Source organism: Streptomyces cathayae (assembly GCF_029760955.1).
Taxonomy (GTDB): domain Bacteria; phylum Actinomycetota; class Actinomycetes; order Streptomycetales; family Streptomycetaceae; genus Streptomyces; species Streptomyces cathayae.
In genome coordinates this window covers 5515997-5536076 of sequence record NZ_CP121682.1, presented here as the reverse complement: position 1 = coordinate 5536076, position 20080 = coordinate 5515997, and the positions used below count along the sequence as shown (strand labels likewise).

Genomic DNA, 20080 nt, shown 5'->3' with positions numbered 1-20080 from the left:
CAGGATGTCAAGCATGTGGGTACTCTGGGGGGCATGGCCGCCGCATCCAGTCCCCCCAGCCGCCCCGACGCCCTGACCCTGGAGGTCGTCGAACTCATCGGCTCGGTCGTGGCCCGCTACCACGAGGAGTACGAGGAGGCGGCGGCCGGCCACGCGCTCACCGGCGCGCAGGCCCGGCTGCTGAGCCTGCTCTCCCTGGAGCCGCTGCCGATGCGGAAGCTCGCCCACCGTCTGAAGTGCGAGCCGTCGAACGTCACCGGGATCGTCGACCGTCTGGAGTCGCGCGGGCTGGCGGAGCGCCGGCCGGACCCGGCCGACCGCCGGGTGAAGCTGGCGGCGGCGACGGCGGAGGGGCGCAGGGTGGCCCGCAGCATGCGGGAGTCACTGCGTTTCGCCCGCGAGCCCCTGGCCGCCCTCACGGAACAGGAACGCCTGGCCCTGCGGGACACGCTGCGGACGATGCTGGACGCCGGCCGGGACACCGGCGCGTCCGGGACGCACGAGGCGTAGCCGGCGGCCGCACCGGACACGGGCCCGCGTCCGTCAGGTGCACCACCACAGGAAGCGGTTGCAGGTCTCCGAGGGTTCAGGCTCCGGTTCCGGTTCGGGCTCCGTGGTGGTCGGGGCGGGCTCCGGGGCGTCCGGCTGCGGCGGGGACTGCCGCGGCGGCGCCGCGGTCGGGTCGGCCGGTGCCGTGCCCGCGGGTGCCGGCCGGGTGGCCTCCTCGGGCTCCCCGCCCGCTTCCGCCTCCGCCGACTCCTCCGCCTCCGCCGACTCCTCGTCCGTCGGCGACTTGGAGGCCGACGGTGAGCCGGAGGCGCTGGGGGACGGGGAGTTCACGGAGGTGCCCGTGCCCGGGGCGCTGCCGGGCGGTGGCGCCGGCTCGGCCTCGGCCGATCCACCGGCCGGCGTCTCGTCCCCGGCCGCCGCCGGCTCGGGCTTCGACCCCGGTGCGTCCATCCCCAGCTCCGCGAGACTCAACGCGCCTGCGGCCAGGACGAATCCCGCCGCGATCAGCAGCGACCTGCGCCGTCGCCTGCGGTGCGTCGCGGCCTTGCGGTCCCGGCGGCTCACCCCTTCCGTGGGTTCCTCGTCGGCCGCCTCCGGACTCGCGGGAGCGTCGGCGGCCGGCTGCCGCGCGCCTTCGGCGGGTTCCGGCTCCGCGTGCGGTTCCGGCTCCGGTTCCGGATCCGGTACGCCCTCCTCGTGCGCCGCCTGCGGGGCGGCGGAGGCCTCCGGGTGGGCGCGGAGGGTCTCGACAGGGGTGCCGCACCCCGGGCAGGCGAGGGCGCCGTTGAGGTGCCGTCGGCACGGGTGGCAATAGTCCATGACGGGGGAAGACTAGGTTCCGCTCACGTCCGGTCGATAGGGCGAGGTGTGAAGGTTTGGTAGGGACCTTTGCCCAATGGTTTCGAAACTGCCGAAACCGTTGTGCGCGCGACCCATTGACACCCCCGCCACCCCGTCCTTACTGTCACGCCAGCATTTCGAACGTGTGTCGAAATATCGAACGTCCATCAACGAAACCGACGACACTGCCGAGAACAGGGTCCACAACGCAGCGAGGGGCAACCGCCTTGCGTATCACCGGAATCAGCACACACGTGGTCGGGACTCCGTGGCGCAACCTGACGTACGTCCAGGTGCACACCGACGAGGGGCTCACGGGGATCGGCGAGACCCGGATGCTGGGCCACACCGACGCCCTGCTGGGCTACTTGAGGGAGGCGGAGGCCAACCACATCCTCGGCAGCGACCCCTTCGCCGTGGAGGACCTGGTCCGCCGCATGAAGTACGGCGACTTCGGCCGCGCCGGCGAGATCGTGATGTCCGGCATCGCCGTCGTCGAGATGGCGTGCTGGGACATCAAGGGCAAGGCCCTCGGCGTGCCCGTGTGGCAGCTGCTCGGCGGAAAGGTGACCGACAGGGTCAAGGCGTACGCCAACGGCTGGTACACCACCGAGCGCACCCCGGAGGCGTACCACAAGGCGGCGCAGGCGGTGGTGGAGCGCGGCTACCGGGCCCTGAAGATCGACCCGTTCGGTACCGGACACTTCGAACTCGACCACCGGCAGAGCCTGTACGCGGTCTCCCTGATCGAGGCGGTCCGTGACGCCATCGGCCCCGAGACCGAGCTGATGCTGGAGATGCACGGCCGCTTCTCCCCCGCCACCGCCGTCCGACTCGCCAGGGAACTCGCGCCGTTCGACCCGGCCTGGCTGGAGGAGCCGGTGCCGCCGGAGAACCTCAAGGCGCTGGAGAAGGTCGCCGCCAAGGTCGACATCCCGCTCGCCACGGGTGAACGCGTCCACGACCGCATCGAGTTCCGTGAGCTGTTCGAGAGCCAGGCCGTCGACATCCTGCAGCCGGACGTCGGCCACATCGGCGGCATCTGGGAGACGCGCAAGCTCGCGGCGACCGCCGAGACGCACTACATGCTGGTCGCGCCGCACAACGTCGGCGGTCCGGTGCTCACCGCCGCGTCCCTCCAGGTCGGTTTCACCTCGCCGAACTTCAAGGTCCTGGAGCACTTCAACGACTTCGCGGACGCGGAGATCAAGAAGGTCGTCAAGGGCGCCCCGCAGGTGGACCCCCAGGACGGCTGCTTCCACCTCTCCGACGCCCCCGGGCTCGGGGTGGAGCTGGACGTCGACGCGGCGGCCGAATTCCCGCAGCAGCAGGCCCGGTTCGACCTGTGGGCCGAGGGCTGGGAGCAGCGCAAGCCCAAGGGCACGAAGTGACCGCGCACCCGGGCGGGCCCGCCGCGGCCGCCTCCGTCGCCGCCGACTCGCTCGCCGTCGTCGTCGAGGGCCCCGGCACGCACCGCCTCGTCGCGCACGAGCCGCGCGACCCCGGTCCCGGCGAGGCGCTGGTCGGTGTGCACGCGACCGGCATCTGCGGCAGCGACCGCGAGGTGTACCAGGGCAACCGGCCCGAGGGGTACGTGCGTTACCCGCTCACCCCGGGCCACGAGTGGTCCGGGACCGTGCTGCGGGTGGGCGCGGGGGTGCCGGCCTCGCTCACCGGCCGCAAGGTCGTCGGGGAGGGCTTCCGCAACTGCCAGGTGTGCGACCGCTGTCACGCCGGTGAGACGACGCTGTGCTCGGCGGGGTACGAGGAGACCGGGTTCACCCGACCGGGGGCGATGGCCGCCACGCTGACCCTCCCGGCCCGCCTGCTGCACGTCCTGCCGGACGAGGCCGACCTCACCGCGGCGGCACTGCTGGAGCCGGCGGCCTGCATCGCCGCCGCCGCGCTCAAGGCGAACGCCGTGCCCGGTGAGCGGGTCGCCGTGGTCGGTACGGGCACCCTCGGCATGTTCGCGGTGCAGTTCCTGCGCGCGCACTCCCCGGCCGAACTGCTCGTCGTCGGCAGCCGGGACGACCGTGAGGCGCTGTCCCGGCGGTACGGCGCCACCGACTTCCGCACGAAGGACCGGCAGCTCCCGGACGACTTCGACGTGGTGATCGAGACCGCCGGGTCGGCCGACGCGGCCCGTACGGCGGCCTCGCTGCTGAGGCGCGGCGGGCGGCTCGTCCTGACGGGCATCCCGGCGCCGGGCGCGGACGGTCTGGATCCGACGGATCTGGTGGTACGGCAGTTGGAGGTGCACACCGTCTTCGGGGCGGCGCCGGACGCCTGGGCGCACACGGTGCGGGTGTTCGCCGCCGGGCTGCTCGATCCGCTGCCCCTGGTCACGCACGAACTGCCGCTGGCCGATTTCTCCCGGGCCATCGAGCTGGTGGGGTCGGGCGACCCCGCGGTGGGCAAGGTCCTGCTGCGCCCGTGAGCCCGGCAGCCGCCGGGGACGGGCCGGGTGAGGGGGCGACCTGACGGTCCCACACCCGGCCCGTCCCTCCTCCGCCCCTCTCATCCCTCCCTCCCACCCCTCTCGTCCTTCCCGTCCCTCCCCTCGTCACCGCAGACACCCGCCCCACCCCGGGCCGCGAACCTCGTCCGGCCCACCGAACAAAAGGACATCTCGTGACCGACGCTTCCGCCAAGGCGCCCCGCAGGCCCGGTGAGCAGGCGCTCACCGCGCTCGGCCTCGGCGCTCCCGCCCCCGACCCCGCCGACGCCTCGCCGCACTCCTTTCCCGGCGGAGGCCGCTGGCGCACCGAGGTCCCCTCCTGTGAGGGGCCCGAGGCGTTGGCGGTGGTGCTGAAGGAGGCCTCCCGGCTGGACGTGCCGATCCACCGGATCAGCCAGGGCAGCGGCGTGTGGATGCTGACCGACGCCGAACTCACCGAGATGGTCGACGCCACGGCCGAACGGGACATCGAGCTCTGCCTGTTCACCGGCCCGCGCGGCACCTGGGACATCGGCGGCTCCACCCGTACCGACTCGCAGGGCGCCGGACCGCGTGCCCGGGGGCACGACGCGGTCGCCGGGTGCGTCGAAGACGCCGTCCGGGCAACGGAGTCGGGCGTCAAGTGCCTGCTCGTCGCCGACGAGGGCGTGCTGTGGACGCTGCACCGGGCGCGGGCGGCCGGCATCATCCCGGCCGACACCACGCTGAAGGTCTCGGCACTCGTCGGACCGGTGAACCCGGCCTCGTACGCGGTGTACGAGCAGCTCGGCGCCGACTCGATCAACGTGCCGAGCGACCTGACGCTCGATCATCTCACCGAGATACGACGGGTTTCGGCCACTCCGATGGACATGTACATCGAGGCCCCCGACGACCTCGGCGGCTATGTGCGGATGTACGAGGTCGCGGAGCTGATCCGGCGCGGCGCGCCGCTGTACCTGAAGTTCGGCCTGGCCAAGGCGCCCGGGATCTATCCGTACGGGCACCACATGCGGGAACTCACCCTGGCCACCGCGAAGGAGCGGGTGCGGCGCGGCCGGCTCGCCCTGGATCTGCTCGCCCGGCACGGCGCGGACGGCGACATGGCGCCCCTCGGTTCGCGGCTTCCGGGCGATCTGCGCCGGTTCGACACCCCGTCATAACGTTCCGGAAACTCGACTTCACAGAAGTAGACACAGTCGCGCACAATCCCACACACTCCTTTCTCGGTTCTCGTCAGACACCCTGCCCCGGAAGCGACGTCGCCCCTCTGTCCGGCCCGCACGTCACCGCCCCGGCACACACCTCAAGGATGATGATCATGCGTAACCGCAGAAGCGCCCTCGCCGCCGTGGCCACCGCCGCCTCGCTCGCCCTCACCCTGTCCGCCTGCGGCCAGAACAGCGAGGGCGGCAGCGAGGAGGACAAGGGAGGACCCGAGGGGGCGACCATCGGCATCGCGATGCCGACCAAGTCCTCCGAGCGCTGGATCGCCGACGGCAACAACGTCGTCAAGGACCTGCAGTCCAAGGGCTACAAGACCAAGCTGGTCTACGGCGAGGACGACCCGGACCAGCAGGTCGCGCAGATCGAGAACCTGATCACGCAGGGCGTGAAGGCGCTGATCGTGGCGTCCATCGACAACAAGTCGATGAACAACGTGCTGCAGCAGGCCAAGGACGCCGACATCCCGGTGATCTCCTACGACCGCCTGATCCTCGGCACCGAGAACGTCGGCTACTACGCCTCGTTCGACAACGAGAAGGTGGGCGAACTCCAGGGCGACTACATCCTGGACAAGCTCGGTCTGAAGGACGGCAGCGAGAAGGGGCCGTTCAACATCGAGCTGTTCGCCGGCTCCAACGACGACAACAACACCCGCTACTTCTTCCAGGGCGCGATGAACGCCCTGAAGCCGTACATCGACAAGAAGCAGCTCGTCGTCCGGTCCGGCCAGACCGAACTCAACCAGGTCACCACCCTGCGCTGGGACGGCGGCACCGCCCAGAAGCGCATGGACGACATCCTGACCTCGTCCTACAAGACCGGGCGGGTCGACGCGGTCCTCTCCCCCTACGACGGCATCTCCATCGGCATCCTGTCCGCCCTGAAGTCGGACGACTACGGCTCCAAGAGCAAGCCGCTGCCGATCGTCACCGGCCAGGACGCCGAGGTCGCCTCGGTGAAGTCGATCATCGCCGGCCAGCAGTCGATGACCGTCTACAAGGACACCCGTGAGCTGGCCAAGGTCGCCACGAACATGGTCGACGCGCTGCTCAACGACAAGGAGCCCGAGGTCAACGACACCAAGACCTACCACAACGGGGCGAAGGTCGTACCGGCCTACCTGCTGGAGCCGGTCGCGGTGGACGAGGAGAACTACCAGGAGGTCGTCGTCGACTCCGGCTACATCAAGGAGAGCGACCTCAAGTAACCGCCGCCACCGACCGATCCACCCCTGACTGGAAGGCACGACCATGGCGGGACCCGTCCTGGAAATGCGCTCGATCGTCAAGACCTTTCCCGGCGTCAAGGCGCTGTCGGACGTCACACTGACCGTCCGGCGGGGCGAGGTCCACGCCATCTGCGGCGAGAACGGCGCCGGCAAGTCGACCCTGATGAAGGTCCTCTCCGGCGTCCACCCGCACGGCAGTTACGAAGGGGAGATCCTCTTCGAGGAGGAGACCTGCCGGTTCAAGGACATCAGGGCCAGCGAGCAGCGCGGCATCGTCATCATCCACCAGGAACTGGCCCTGGTGCCCTACCTCTCCCTCGCGGAGAACATCTTCCTCGGCAACGAGCACACCCGGCGCGGCCGCATCGACTGGCACGAGACGCTGCGGCACGCCACCGAACTGCTGCGCCGGGTCGGGCTCGAGGACCACCCCGAGACCCGGGTCGCCGACATCGGCGTGGGCAAGCAGCAGTTGGTGGAGATCGCCAAGGCGCTGTCGAAGAAGGTGAAGCTGCTCATCCTCGACGAGCCGACCGCGGCGCTCAACGACGAGGACAGCGGCAAACTGCTCGACCTGATCCTCCAGTTGAAGGAACAGGGCATCACGTCGATCATCATCTCCCACAAGCTGAACGAGATCCGCAAGGTCGCCGACTCGGTGACGATCCTGCGGGACGGGCAGACCATCGAGACGCTCGACGTGAAGGCGGCGCAGACCACCGAGGACCGGATCATCAGCGGCATGGTCGGCCGCGACCTGGAGCACCGCTTCCCCGAGCGGACCCCGCACCACCCGGAGGAGGGCACGGCCCCGGCGCTCGAGATCCGCAACTGGACCGTGCACCACCCCATCGACCAGCAGCGCAAGGTCGTCGACGACGTGTCCCTGGAGGTCCGGCGCGGCGAGATCGTCGGCATCGCCGGCCTGATGGGCGCCGGCCGCACCGAGCTGGCGATGAGCGTCTTCGGCCGCACCTACGGCCGGCACGCGGCCGGCACGGTCCTCCGGGACGGCCGGGAGATCCGCACGAAGACCGTCCCCGAGGCGGTACGGCACGGCATCGCGTACGTCACCGAGGACCGCAAGCACTACGGCCTGAACCTCATCGACACCATCAACCGCAACATCTCGCTCAGCGCGCTGGGCAAGGTCGCCCGGCGGGGCGTCGTGGACGAGCACGAGGAACGCCAGGTCGCCGAGGGTTTCCGCACGTCCATGAACATCAAGGCGCCGACCGTCTTCGAACCGGTGGGCAAGCTGTCCGGCGGCAACCAGCAGAAGGTCGTCCTCAGCAAGTGGATCTTCGCGGGTCCCGAGGTGCTGATCCTGGACGAACCGACCCGTGGCATCGACGTCGGTGCCAAGTACGAGATCTACACGGTCATCGACCAACTGGCCGCACAGGGCAAGGCGGTCGTCTTCATCTCCTCCGAACTGCCCGAACTGCTCGGCATGTGCGACCGCATCTACACGATGGCCGCGGGGCGGCTGACCGGGGAGTTCCCGCGGGCCGAGGCCTCCCAGGAGTCGCTGATGCGCCACATGACGAAGGACAAGCAGGACGCGCGGGACACACGGGACACGCAGGGCGAGAAGAACCAGAAGGACGAAGAGGTAACCCGATGAGCACGGATGTCACCGACAAGACCCCGGCCGCCGCGCCGCCGGGCAGGAACGGGGCGGGCACCGGTGACGGACTGCTCCGGCTGATGCTGGACGGCATGCGCCGCAACATGCGCCAGTACGGCATGCTGTTCGCCCTGGGCCTGATCGTGGCGCTGTTCGCCGTGTGGACCGACGGTGACCTGATCCTGCCGCGCAACGTGTCCAACCTGGTGCTGCAGAACAGCTACATCCTGATCCTCGCGATCGGCATGATGCTGGTCATCATCGCGGGCCACATCGACCTGTCGGTCGGCTCGCTGACGGCGTTCGTCGGGTCGATGGCCGCGGTGTTCATGGTCCGCAACGACATCCCCTGGCCGATGGCGGTGGTGCTGTGCCTGGCCGTGGGCGCCATCGCGGGCGCCGTGCAGGGGTGGTTCATCGCGTACGGCGGCATACCGTCGTTCATCGTGACCCTGGCGGGCATGCTCACCTTCCGCGGTCTGACCGAGATCTTCCTGGAGGGCCAGACCCTCGGCCCGTTCCCGCGCGGGCTGCAGAAGGTCGCCAACGGCTTCCTGCCCGAGGTCGGCCCAAAGACGAACTACCACAACCTCACCCTGCTGCTCGGCTTCGGACTGATCGCGCTCGTGGTGCTCCAGGAGGTCCGTGACCGGCGCCGCCAGCAGGAGTTCGCCCTCGACGTCCCGCCCGTCAAGCTGTTCCTGCTGAAGCTGGTGGCGCTCACCGCCGCCATCCTCACCGTCACGCTGCTGCTCGCCAGCTACAAGGGCGCCCCGATCGTGCTGCTGATCCTCGGCGCGCTGCTCGTCGGCTTCGGCTACGTGATGCGCAACGCCGTCATCGGCCGCCACATCTACGCCATCGGCGGCAACCTGCCGGCGGCCAAGCTGTCCGGCGTGCGGGACAAGAAGGTCACCTTCCTGGTCTTCCTGAACATGGGCATGCTCGCGGCCCTGGCGGGTCTGGTCTTCGCCGCCCGCTTCAACGCGGCCTCTCCCAAGGCCGGCCTCAACTTCGAACTCGAGGCGATCGCGGCCGCGTTCATCGGCGGCGCGTCGATGAGCGGCGGTGTCGGCACCGTGCTCGGCGCGATCATCGGCGGTCTGGTCCTGGGCGTGCTGAACAACGGCATGAACCTCGTCGGCATCGGCACCGACTGGCAGCAGGTCATCAAGGGCCTGGTGCTCCTGGCGGCGGTCGGCTTCGACGTGTGGAACAAGCGCAAGGTCGGTTCGTAGGTCGGCTCGGGCCCCGCCGGAAGGCGGGGCCCTCTCCATGAGGGAGCTGCAACGTATGGAACTGAACAGACGCACGGTCATGGCGGGTGCGGCGGCCGCGGCCGCCGCCACCGCGGTCGGCGGCGGCACGGCACACGCCTCGCCGACCGGGAGCGGGGGCGGTGGCGGTGGCGGCCGGGGGAAGCCGGTGCGGGCGCTCTTCGGCACGCTCGCGGACGGCACCCGGGTCCACAGCTGGTCGCTGGAGAACGGCGGGACCCGGATGACGGTCCTGTCCTACGGCGGCATCGTCCGGTCGCTGGAGATCCCCGACCGCCGGGGCCGCCGTGCGAACGTCTCCCTCGGCTTTCGCACCCTCGAGGAGTACGTCGCCTCCAGCCCTTACTTCGGCGCCCTGATCGGCCGCTACGGCAACCGGATCGGCAAGGGCCGCTTCACCCTCGACGGCAAGGAGCACCAGCTCTCCGTCAACGACGGCGCCAACAGCCTGCACGGCGGCGCGCAGGGCTTCGACAAGCGGGTCTGGGACGTCGAGCCGTTCACCGAGGGGTCCGACGTCGGACTGCACCTGCACCACGTCGCCGTCGACGGCGAGATGGGCTACCCGGGCACACTGCGGGTGAAGGTGACGTACACCCTCACCCGGCACGGCGACTGGCGCGTCGACTACGCGGCCACCACCGACCGGGCCACCGTCGTCAACCTCACCAGCCACGTCTACTGGAACCTCGCCGGCGAGGGCGGCGGCTCGATCCAGGACCACGAACTGTCCATCGCCGCCGCCCGCTACACACCGGTCGACGCGGGACTGATCCCCACCGGCGAACTCGCCCGGGTCGGCGGCACCCCGTTCGACTTCCGCCGCGCCAAGCCGGTCGGCCGGGACCTGCGCGTCGCCCACCGGCAGATGCTGTACGGGCAGGGCTTCGACCACAACTGGGTGCTCGACAAGGGCGTCACCGCCCGCCCCGGGCCCGCCGCCACGCTCCGCGACCCCGCCTCCGGCCGCACCCTGCGGATCGCCACCACCGAGCCGGGGCTGCAGTTCTACTCCGGCAACTTCCTCGACGGCACCCTCGTCGGCACCGGCGGACGGGTCTACCGCCAGGGGGACGGACTGTGCCTGGAGACCCAGCACTTCCCCGACTCGCCGAACCAGCCGTCGTTCCCCTCGACCGTCCTGCGCCCGGGTGAGACGTACCGGACGACGACGGTCCACTCGTTCGGCGTCTGACCTCTGACGCGGGGCGCGACGCACCTCACGCGCCCCGGGTTCACTCCGTCACAGTTTTTTCACACCGGTTGAACAGCGCCACACCTCCTTCCGTATCTACCGGTGGCCCGTGCTCCCCCGCGCGGGCCACCCACGCATGACGGGCCCACCACGTCCCCAGCGGGCCCGCCGTCCCCGGAGGTTCCATGGCCGACGTCACCTCGCTGTTCCGCAGCAACGCGGCGCACAGCCCGTCGATGGCTGCGCTGGCGCGCGAGAGCGACGGGGCCGGCCTGGTGGACTTCTGCATCCCGTGCAACCCGTACTTCCCCACCCCCGCCATGTTCGAGGACATGGCGGCCCGGCTGCGCGACATCATCACGTACTACCCGAGCAGCGCCGACACCATCACGGCCGAGCTGTGCAGCCTGCTCCGACTCCCGCCGCAGTGCGTGGCCATGGGCAACGGGTCCACCGAACTCATCACCTGGATCGACCACCTGCTGGTCCGCGAGTCCCTCGCCGTCCCCGTCCCCACCTTCGGCCGCTGGACCGACCAGCCCATGGAGACCGGCAAGCGGGTCGACATGTTCCCGCTCCAGGAGTCCGGCGGTTTCGCCCTCGACCTCGCCCAGTACGCCGAGTTCATCCGGGCCCGGGGCACGAAGGTCGCGGTGATCTGCAACCCCAACAACCCCGACGGCGGCTTCCTGCACAAGCACGCGCTCGTGCAGTTCATGGACGCGATGGCCGACCTGGACCTGGTGGTGATCGACGAGTCGTTCCTGGAGTTCGCCGACGCCGAGGTGGAACCGTCGGTGGTGCAGGAGGCGATGCTGCGCCCCAACGTCATCGTCCTGCGCAGCCTCGGCAAGAACTTCGGCCTGCACGGGATCCGCTTCGGCTACCTCGTCGCCAACCCCTCGCTCGCGGGCCGCATCCGCTCGATGCTGCCGAAGTGGAACCTCAACTCCTTCGCCGAGCACGTGGTGTTCATGCTGAAGGAGCACGGCACCGAGTACCAGCAGAGCCTCCACCAGGTGCGCCGCGACCGGATGGACATGTCCGGCCAGCTCTCCTCACTGCCCGGTCTGACGGTCTACCCGTCCCAGGGCAACTTCCTCTTCGTGCGCCTCCCCGTGGGCGCCGAAGGCACCGTGGTCCGGGACCGCATGCTCACCGAGCACCGGCTCCTGGTCCGCGAGTGCGGCAACAAGATCGGCTCCTCCAGCCGCTTCCTGCGTCTCGTGGTACGTCCCCAGGTGGACGTACGCCGCCTGGTGTCCGGCCTGGAACAGGTGCTCTACGGGACCTCCAGGAGGGGAGCCGCCGTGCCCGAGCAGGCCACAGGGACCGGCTACAGCTCGGGCACGGCGGCAGTGGACCGTCTGGTCAGCGAGACCAACGGCGCCGGCACCCAGGGCCTCGCCGCTCAGGCCATCGGCGCCGGCGCCGGTGCGCACGCCCCGGGCCTCCCCGCCGCTCCGGCCGCCGGCATCGGCATGCCGCTCCCCGCCGCCCCGTCCCCCCTCCCGGTGGGCGCGGACGGCGGGATGCCGATGCCGGCGGCAGCCTCACCGGGGGTGCAGCAAATGCCCCCGCCGGTGCCTCAGCAGATGCCGCACCCCGTGCAGCAGCCCCTGCAGCAGCCCGCGATGCCGCAGCAGGTTCCGCAGCAGCCCGTCCCCCAGCAGATGCCGCACCCCCTGGCGGCCCCGGCGCAGATACCGCTTCCGGCACCCATACCCGCCGCGGCGTCCTTCCCGCCCCCGCAGGCACCCGCCCCGGCTCCGGTACCGGCCCAGATGCAGATGCCCGCCGGCCCCACCCCGCCCGGCGTCCCCGCCCGTGGCGGCCTCACGGCGGCCCAGGTCAGAGGCACCGACGGCCTCTCCCCGGCCCCCATGGCCGGCTGGTCCGGAGCGCAGGCGCAGAACTGGCCGGAGGCGGCGGGCATGGGCCAGGTGGGCTGAGCAGGCCCGCCGGTCGGGCCCCACCAGCAACGGTTCGATGTGCGGCCCGGTTCCGGGCCGCACATCGAACCGTTGCTGGTGTCGTATCAGTCCTTGTCTGCCTAGTGGTGGTTGCCGCCACGGTCGTAGCCGCCGTGGTGGTCGCCGTAACCGCCACGGTCGTAGCCGTTGTGGTGGTCGCCGTAACCGCCACGGCCGTAGTCGTTGTAGCCGCGGTCGTGGTCGTAACCGCCACGGCCGTAGTCGTTGTAGCCGCGGTGGTGGTCGTAACCGCCACGGCCGTAGTCGTTGTAGCCGCGGTGGTGGTCGTAACCGCCACGGCCGTAGTCGTCGTAGCCGCGGTGGTGGTCGTAACCGCCACGGCCGTAGTCGTCGTAGCCACGGTGATCGCCATAACCGCCACGGTCATAGCCGTTGTGGTGGTCGCCCTGGCTGTGGCTGTAGGGCGCGGACGCGACGGACGCCGAAGCAGTGCCTGCCGTGCCCACCGCGATGCCACCGGCCATCACCAGCCCGGCGGCGGACACCGCGGCCAGACGCTTCGCGCGTTGTGCTCGCATGGGAATACCTCTCGCTCCATCATCTCCCGCGTCTCCGGGAGGAAGCGCGGGAACGGACGGCCGCAGCCGCACATCGAAAGTGCGGCAGGGTCTTCTGATGTCACCGCATGTCGTCCAGAGCACGGGCTCGACCGCCGACGCCTCCGGGTCACCCTTCGCGGGCGGTCACCGTGGCCAGGGTCCGCTTTACCGGGAACCGGTCGGCCGGGCGTGCCGTGCGTGCGGCATTCAACCACCGAGCCTAGTACCGCGACAGCGGTTTGGCATCTCGGGCGACCCACTGCGTACGCCCGTTCACCGGGGGAACCGGGCCGTGTCCTCCCGGATCGGCGGGACGGCGGGCCGGCCTCCCCGGTGTCCGTGCGAGCCTCGCAGGTCAGGAGGCCGGGCACTCCTTCCAGGCCATGTGGTAGGTGGTGCTGATGTCCCCGTCGGTGGAGTCCATGGTCATGAAGCTGACCTTGTCGGGGGATTTGGTGCCCGCGCTGACGCGCAGTTCGGTGTTGATGTTGAAGTTGCGCAGGACACCGCAGGGGGCGTAAACGAGCTGGGCCCAGTCGGTGGTGTCCGTGGCCTGCCAGTTGTCGTCGTGGGGGCCGTCGTAGACGTGGGTGCGGTACTCCGTGTTCGGGGAGCCCTGGAAGTAGTACGACGCCCGCTGGGTGCCCTTCGCGCCGGGCTGGAGGGCGGCGAAGCCGCGGTAGTCGGCGCTGGCGATGGCGTAGGTGAAGCCCTGGGGGACGTGGACGACGAGGCTGAGCTGGCAGTTCTTGCGGGATGCCGTGGGGTCGGAGGTGCCGCCCGCCTGGGCGAGGTAGTCGCTGTAGGTCACGGTGAACGCGGTGTTGTCCTCGGAGACGGCGACTGCGGCCGTGCCCTTGGGACAGCCGGAGCCGTTCACCGTGGCGATGTCGATGACGATCTTGTCCGAGGGCGGGTCGTCGAACACGGAGGACGGGTTGTGCGCGGGTGTCGCGGCGGTGAGCAGCGCGGCCACCGCGCTGCCGAGAAGCAGGCCACCAGCCATGGTTCTCCCTATTCGGTCGGTGGGGGGTGGATGCGACGTCGTACGCGTGTCGCCTTCTCTTTCGTTGAAACGTCATGCACCTGACAAGAAAGCGGGCGCACGACCCCCGGCCCTCGTGAAGGAGGCATGAAGGTGACGTGAAGGCCGGGAGCGCTCGCATCGTACGCAGCGCGGTGGCCGGCGGGCAGGACGAACTTTGGCCATTCGTCCCGTACGGACCGGCGGAGCGTTCACAGGGGAGACGGAAAGGGAACGGCCCGCCCGAGCCCCACCGGCCTCACTCGTACCGGGCGAAACCGACGTACCGGGAACCTCGTGTGAACAGCGGCGGGCCGATCCGTAGACAATGGCCCACCAGGAGCACAAGCAGCACACCAGGAGGCGGCTCCCTTGGAGCTCAGCAGGCGTACCTTCACCGCGCTGGCCGGAACGGCGGCGCTCGGCCTCGCGCTGACCGGCAGCAGGGCGGCGACCGGCACGCACCCGGCGCAGGCCGTTCCGACGGGCCCGCCGCCCGCCGCGCCGCGCGCGGACGGCAAGCGGCACGAGGTCGGCTTCGACCGGTACTCGCTGCTGGTCGACGGCCGGCGGCTGGTGCTGTGGTCGGGCGAGATGCACCCCTTCCGGCTGCCGAGCCCGTCGCTGTGGCGGGACGTGCTGCAGAAGCTGCGCGCCCACGGGCACAACGCGGTCAGCGTTCCCGTCCCCTGGAACCTCCACTCCCCCGCGCCCGGCCGGCACGACTTCACCGGTGTGCGGGACCTGGACCTGTTCCTCACCATGGCCGCCGAGGAGCGGCTGTACGTCGTCCTGCGCCCCGGGCCGTACCTGGGATCCGCCGATCTGGACGCCGGTGGCCTCCCCGGCTGGCTGAGGGCCGCCGAGGGGGTGGCCGCCCGGACCGTGACCGCCCGGACCGCGGACCCGGCGTATCTGCGGCACGTGGACGAGTGGCTGGGCGCGGTCGACGCCATCGCCGTCCGGCACCTGTTCACCGGCGGCGGCGGCACGGTGCTGCTGTACCAGTTCGAGGACCGGTCCCCCGGAGCGGACGGCGGCGCCCACCTGTCCCGCCTCCGCAGGAAGGTGCGCGCCGACGGGATCGACGTACCGCTGTTCCACGACGACGGCCGTGCGGACGGACCCCGGACGCCCGGGTTCGCCGCCGGGACGGCCGTGGGTGCCTCCGACCCCTGGGGCGGGGTCTCCTCCGGCGGCCGGGGGTACGCCGGGGTGCGCGAGAAGTGGGACCCGGCGCACGAGCGGAGCGGCCTCCTCACCCGGCTCGCCACCGGGGTCACCGCGCACACCGTGCGCATGGCGGCCGGCGGGACGTCCTGGGGGTGGCTGTCCTCGCCCGACGTGTACACCTCGTACGACTACGGGGCCCCGATCGACCAGGCCCGCCGGCCCACCTCCAAGCTGGCCCCGCCGCAGCAGCTCGGGCACCTGCTGCGGACCGTGCCGGACCTCGCCCGGCTGGAGCCGGCCGGCGAGGTGCGGGCGAAGGACGACCGGCTGAAGGTCCATCACCTGGCCAATCCCGACACCGACGCCCAGGTGTACGTCCTGCGCAACGACTCCGCCGAGCAGGTCACCTCCGCGCTGCCGGGCACCGGGATCGAGGTGCCCGTGACGGTCGGGGCGCGGGACGCCAGACTGCTCGTCACCGGGCTGCGGCTGGGGCGGCGGAAGCTGGCGTTCTCCACCGCGCAGCCGCTGTTCCGGCTGGCCGTCGGGCGGCAGGACATCGCCGCGTTCGTGGGCCGGGCCGGTGAGACGGCACAGGTCTCCCTCGCCTGCGACGTCCAGCCGCTCACCAACCGGCTGGATCCCGAGCCCGCCTGGTCCTACGCCCAGGGCCGGCTGAACGTGGTGACGCCGCTGGGGGTGGGCGGGCTGAGCCGGGTGCTGGTCGAGAACGGCGACTCGACGACGCCCATGCTGCTGCTGTTCGCCGACGACGCGACCGCGCTGCGGCTGTGGCCCCACGAGACCCCGTCCGGCCCGCTGCTGGTCCACGGTCCGGCGCTGCTGCGCTCGGCCACGCTGCAAGGCGCCACCGTCCACCTCACCGGCGACGTCGCCGGTGAGACCGGCCTGGAGGTGTGGGCGCCGCGCGGGGTCACCGCCGTGACCTGGAACGGGCAGCCGGTGCGCACCACGGCCAGCCGAGCCGGGAGCCTGGTGATGAAGGGGCTGCTGCCGGCCACGCCCGCGCCGTCCCTGCCCGCGCTCGACGGCTGGCGGCGGCGGACGGAGAACCCGGAGGCCGAGCCGGACTTCGACGACGCGCGGTGGACGGCCGCCGACCGCACCGCCTCCCGCGGCGGCGCTCCCGTGCCCGAGGGACGGCCCGTGCTGTCCGCGGACGACTACGGCTTCCACTACGGCGACGTCTGGTACCGGGGACGCTTCGAGGACGCGCGCGGCATCACCTCGGTGTCCCTGTCGTACCGCACGGGGACGCAGGGGCTGCTGATGGCCTGGCTGGACGGGCAGCCGCTGGGCACGCACCGCATGCCGGTGCCGGACGAGGACACGGTGGGCCGGGGCACCTGGACCGCCACGGCCGCCTTCGCCGTGCCCGAGCGGCTGCGCGAGCGGGGCGGACGGGTGCTGTCCGTGCTGGTACGGCCGATGCAGCAGGCCGCTCAGGAAAGCACCGCCGACGACGGCGGGCCCGGGAGCGGGGGCGGGGAGGCGGACGGTGCGTCCGGGGCCGGGCGCGGGCTGACCTCCGTCGCCTTCGAGGGCGCCTCCCGGGAGATCGGCTGGCGGATCCAGGGGGCGGGGACGCCGGACCGGGTGCGGGGGGCGCTGAACAACGGCGGGCTGTACGGGGAGCGCGAGGGCTGGCATCTGCCGGGCCACGACGACCGGGACTGGGAGCCCGTGGACCTTCCGCGCGAGGACCGGCGGCAGGGGGTGGCCTGGTACCGGACGGACTTCCGGCTGGACGTCGATCCGGACGTGGACGGGTCGATCGGTCTCGTCCTCGAGGACGGGCCGGAGCGCGCCTACCGCGTCCAGATCTTCCTGAACGGCTGGAACATGGGCCAGTACATCAACGATGTGGGCCCGCAGCACACCTTCGTGCTGCCGAACGGGGTCCTCCGCACACGGGGGTCCAACACACTGGCCCTGGCGGTGCTGTCCGACGGGACCACACCCGCCGGCCTGGGCGAGGTGCGGCTGACGCTGCTGGGCGCGGTGCGCGGCGGGGTGCCGGTGGAGCCGGTGGAGTCCCCGGGGCGGTGACCCACCGCCCCGGCGGCCCCTCCGGCAGCCCCCTTCGCCATGTTCGTCATGTTTCGTCGTGTTCGTCACGCCGTCGGGCTCAGGCCAGCCGGATCACGTTCCAGGACAGTGGTTCCAGTACGGCGGTGAGCCGCCCGTCCGCCAGGTCCGTGCCCTCGGCCGGGTGCGGGGTGACCCGCTCGGGTTCGTCGAGGGTGTTGCGGGCGTCGGGGTCGGCGTCCGCGAGGACGCTGTGTTCCACGACCGTGGTGAGGCCGAGGCCGCCGAGGGCGATCTCCAGGGGCAGCGCACCGGTGCGGCTCCGGTTGACGGCGAACACGGTGACCGTGCCGTCGTCGGCGCGTACGGCGGTGGCGTGCAGCAGGTCGGCGGTGCCGTACCGGGCCGTCTCGTACGTCGGTGAGTCCACCCGGACGTCGAGGACCTCGCCCCTGCCGTACCGGGAGGCCTGCGCGAACGGGTGGAACGTCGTCTGGCGCCAGGCGGGGCCGCCCGGCTCGGTCAGGATCGGCGCGATGACGTTGACGAGCTGGGCGAGGCAGGCGATCTTGACCCGGTCGGCGTGCCGGAGCAGGGCGATGAGCAGCGAGCCGAACACGACGGCGTCGGTGACGCTGTAGTGGTCCTCCAGCAGGCGCGGCGCCTCGGGCCAGTCGTCCTGCGCGAAGGTCTCCGCCTGTTCCTGCCAGCGGGACATGTACCAGACGTTCCACTCGTCGAAGGAGAGGGTGATCTTCTTCGTGGACTTGAGCTTCGCGCCGACGTGGTCGCAGGTGGCGACGGTGTCCTCGATGAAGGACTCCATGTCGACGGCGGAGGCGAGGAAGGAGTCGAGGTCGCCGTCGTGCGGCTCGTAGTAGGCGTGCAGGGAGATGTGGTCGACCAGGTCGTAGGTCTCGGTGAGGACCGTCGCCTCCCAGGCGGCGAAGGTCGGCATGGAGCGGCCCGAGGAGCCGCAGGCGACCAGTTCGACGCCGGGGTCCTGCTGGCGCATGGCGCGGGCGGTCTCGGCGGCGAGGCGGCCGTACTCCTCGGCGGTCTTGTGGCCGGTCTGCCAGGGGCCGTCCATCTCGTTGCCCAGGCACCACAGCCGGATGCCGAAGGGGTCCTTGTCGCCGTGCGCGGTGCGCAGGTCGGACAGGGCGGTGCCGGCGGGGTGGTTGGCGTACTCCTGGAGTTCGAGGGCCTCGGTGACGCCCCGGGTGCCGAGGTTGACGGCCATCACGGGCTCGGCCTGCGGGCCGATCTTCCGCAGGAAGGAGATGTACTCGGACAGGCCGAAGCGGTTGGTCTCGGTGGAGTGCCAGGCGAGGTCGAGGCGGCGCGGGCGGTCCTCGGCGGGGCCGACGGAGTCCTCCCATCGGTAGCCGGAGACGAAGTTGCCGCCGGGGTAGCGGACCGCGGTGACGCCGAGTTCGCGGACCAGGTCCAGGACGTCGGTGCGCAGGCCGTCGGCGTCGGCGGCGGGGTGGCCGGGTTCGTGGATGCCGGTGTAGACGCAGCGGCCGAGGTGTTCGACGAAGGAGCCGAAGAGGCGGGGGTCGACCGGGCCGACGGTGAAGGCGGGGTCGAGGGTGAAGCGGGCGGTACGCATCTTTTCCTTTCGGGGGTTCGCCGGTGCGGGTGCCGGTGCCGGTACGGCGGAGGACGTCACTGGCCGGCGAGGCCGGTGTGCGCGACGCCCGCCACGATCTGGCGCTGGAAGAAGACGAAGACGACGATCAGCGGCAGGCTCGCCACGAGGCCGCCGGCCATCAGCTGAGGTGGAGTCCTTCACGTCGATGCCGGGGTGGTCCTTCCGGAAGGCGTCCAGCATCGCGATCATGTTGTAGCCGTCGCCGCCGCTGAAGAGGTTCCAGTACCGCACCCGTGTGCCGGCGTCGGAGGTCAGGGCGTCCGACGCCGGTGCCGAGGGCCGCGAAGCCGAAGCTGCCCGCGACCGTCAGGCCGCCCGCCGCGGCCAGTAAGTGCCTGCGATTCAGGCCAGGTCGTCCCATGCCCTGCCCCATCTGTCGGGATCTCGTGGTCGGAGGAGTCACGCCCGCACGGGCCGCACCTCACACAGCTTGTTCGACACGACAGCTCGTTCGACATATCGGATGATGCCCGTAACTTCGAACGGACCGTAAGGGCCGGGCGGGGACACGTCAATGGTTCGGACAAGAACTCGGGGTCCGGAAGGGCGGCGGCTTCTCGCATCACCCGGCCGAAGAGCGCTGCCCGCCCCTAAAGTGAGGGGGGTTCGTACAATTCAGCGACTCACGTGGCACAGGGGGTGACGCGCGTGGAGCACCGGTGCCGGCGGCGGGAGGGTGAAGTGCGCCGCCGGCCGCGTCGCGGCGTGCGTCGTCCCGCCGCCGACCCGTCCGACGTCATCAGCCACCCGGGGAGAGAAGTGAGCACCAAGGGCGCCATGCGCAGGCTCCGCGACGATCTGGTGGAGGCTCTCGAGGGTCTGGCCAGGCCGTCGACCCCCGTGGAGCTGTTCGACACCCTGTGCGCCCGGCTCACGAGGCGTCGCGGCAGACCGGTGGAGTACCGCCTGGTGACATTCCCGCCGGGCACGGCCAGCGGACTGTACCTGGACATGGCGGACCGGGACCTGATCTGCGTGCAGGAGAACACCAGTCCCTGGCACCAGGTGGTCATCTTCGGGCACGAGGCCTGGCACATGGTCGCCGGTCACGCCGGCCGGCACGAGCCCGGTCCCGCGGTCGCCGCGCGTCTGCTGGCGGACGAGGCCGACCTGGCAGCCGCTCTCCAGGTGGCGGCACGCACCGACTTCGACCGGAACGAGGAGTCCGACGCCGAGTTGTTCGGCCTGACCCTCGCGGGCCGCCTGCGCGGCTGGCTGGAGGACGCGGACACGGTGGCACCGCGCAGCGAGCTGGCGCGGCGCATCCAGGCATCGCTCGGACACCGCCGGGGCTGAC

Annotated in this window: 15 protein-coding genes and 2 pseudogenes; 11 read left to right on the top strand and 6 right to left on the bottom strand. The window is 71.2% G+C overall.

The annotated features are described in order from the left end of the window. Positions 1-33 precede the first annotated feature (33 nt). Entirely contained in the window at positions 34-510 is a 477-nt protein-coding gene (locus PYS65_RS25205) for a MarR family winged helix-turn-helix transcriptional regulator (protein WP_279336216.1), read from the top strand. Between the two features lie 33 nt (positions 511-543). Here the strand turns inward: PYS65_RS25205 and PYS65_RS25200 are convergent, their stop codons facing one another. Further along, entirely contained in the window at positions 544-1329 is a 786-nt protein-coding gene (locus tag PYS65_RS25200) for an SCO2400 family protein (protein ID WP_279336215.1), read from the bottom strand. A gap of 248 nt (positions 1330-1577) precedes the next feature. On the opposite strand from PYS65_RS25200, the gene PYS65_RS25195 reads away from it, so the two are divergent. The 8 genes from PYS65_RS25195 to PYS65_RS25160 all read left to right on the top strand — a co-directional run bounded on the left by PYS65_RS25195 (position 1578) and on the right by PYS65_RS25160 (position 12299). Next, positions 1578-2741, top strand: coding sequence for a mandelate racemase/muconate lactonizing enzyme family protein (locus PYS65_RS25195; protein ID WP_279336214.1), 1164 nt, complete (start codon positions 1578-1580; stop codon positions 2739-2741). Then, positions 2738-3790 carry a zinc-dependent alcohol dehydrogenase gene (locus PYS65_RS25190; RefSeq protein WP_279336213.1) on the top strand — a complete coding sequence of 351 codons (1053 nt, stop codon included), beginning with the start codon at positions 2738-2740 and terminating at the stop codon, positions 3788-3790. Before PYS65_RS25195 ends, PYS65_RS25190 begins: the two co-directional genes overlap by 4 nt. Before the next feature lie 194 nt (positions 3791-3984). Then, positions 3985-4953: a hypothetical protein gene (locus PYS65_RS25185; RefSeq protein ID WP_279336212.1), complete on the top strand. Its 969-nt coding sequence runs from the start codon at positions 3985-3987 to the stop codon at positions 4951-4953. Positions 4954-5111: 158 nt separating this feature from the next. Beyond that, the gene (gene chvE / locus PYS65_RS25180; protein ID WP_279336211.1) at positions 5112-6224 is read left to right on the top strand and encodes a multiple monosaccharide ABC transporter substrate-binding protein; all 1113 of its coding nucleotides are present in this window, start codon (positions 5112-5114) and stop codon (positions 6222-6224) included. Between the two features lie 43 nt (positions 6225-6267). Then, a complete protein-coding gene (mmsA, locus tag PYS65_RS25175) occupies positions 6268-7872 on the top strand; it encodes a multiple monosaccharide ABC transporter ATP-binding protein (protein WP_279336210.1) in 1605 nt (534 codons plus the stop codon). Next, positions 7869-9113 (top strand): multiple monosaccharide ABC transporter permease, encoded by a 1245-nt coding sequence (gene mmsB / locus PYS65_RS25170; protein WP_279336209.1) that lies wholly within the window; start codon positions 7869-7871, stop codon positions 9111-9113. The genes mmsA and mmsB overlap by 4 nt, the downstream gene beginning before the upstream one ends. Positions 9114-9168: 55 nt before the next feature. Beyond that, entirely contained in the window at positions 9169-10347 is a 1179-nt protein-coding gene (locus PYS65_RS25165; RefSeq protein WP_279336208.1) for an aldose epimerase family protein, read from the top strand. Positions 10348-10532: 185 nt separating this feature from the next. Continuing rightward, positions 10533-12299, top strand: a complete 1767-nt coding sequence (locus PYS65_RS25160; protein WP_279336207.1) for a pyridoxal phosphate-dependent aminotransferase — start codon at positions 10533-10535, stop codon at positions 12297-12299. Between the two features lie 101 nt (positions 12300-12400). Here PYS65_RS25160 and PYS65_RS25155 read toward each other — a convergent pair whose 3' ends face one another. Both PYS65_RS25155 and PYS65_RS25150 read right to left on the bottom strand, forming a co-directional pair. Next, a complete protein-coding gene (locus PYS65_RS25155) occupies positions 12401-12859 on the bottom strand; it encodes a hypothetical protein (RefSeq protein ID WP_279336205.1) in 459 nt (152 codons plus the stop codon). Between the two features lie 376 nt (positions 12860-13235). Next, positions 13236-13886 (bottom strand): DUF4360 domain-containing protein, encoded by a 651-nt coding sequence (locus tag PYS65_RS25150; RefSeq protein WP_279336204.1) that lies wholly within the window; start codon positions 13884-13886, stop codon positions 13236-13238. A gap of 390 nt (positions 13887-14276) precedes the next feature. Here PYS65_RS25150 and PYS65_RS25145 point away from each other — a divergent pair, with 390 nt between their 5' ends. After that, positions 14277-17147, top strand: coding sequence for a glycoside hydrolase family 35 protein (locus PYS65_RS25145; protein ID WP_279336203.1), 2871 nt, complete (start codon positions 14277-14279; stop codon positions 17145-17147). Positions 17148-17226: 79 nt separating this feature from the next. On the opposite strand, the gene arfA is transcribed toward PYS65_RS25145, so the two are convergent. The 3 genes and pseudogenes from arfA to PYS65_RS25130 all read right to left on the bottom strand — a co-directional run. After that, positions 17227-18741, bottom strand: a complete 1515-nt coding sequence (arfA, locus tag PYS65_RS25140) for an arabinosylfuranosidase ArfA (protein ID WP_279338067.1) — start codon at positions 18739-18741, stop codon at positions 17227-17229. 56 nt (positions 18742-18797) lie between these two features. After that, positions 18798-18908: pseudogene (locus tag PYS65_RS25135) on the bottom strand (carbohydrate ABC transporter permease); the annotation flags it as partial. 1 nt (position 18909) lies between these two features. After that, positions 18910-19144, bottom strand: a pseudogene (locus PYS65_RS25130) (extracellular solute-binding protein); the annotation flags it as partial. Between the two features lie 416 nt (positions 19145-19560). Between PYS65_RS25130 and PYS65_RS25125 the strand changes: the two are divergent. Continuing rightward, positions 19561-20079, top strand: coding sequence for a toxin-antitoxin system, toxin component (locus tag PYS65_RS25125; RefSeq protein WP_279338066.1), 519 nt, complete (start codon positions 19561-19563; stop codon positions 20077-20079). Position 20080: the final 1 nt, after the last annotated feature.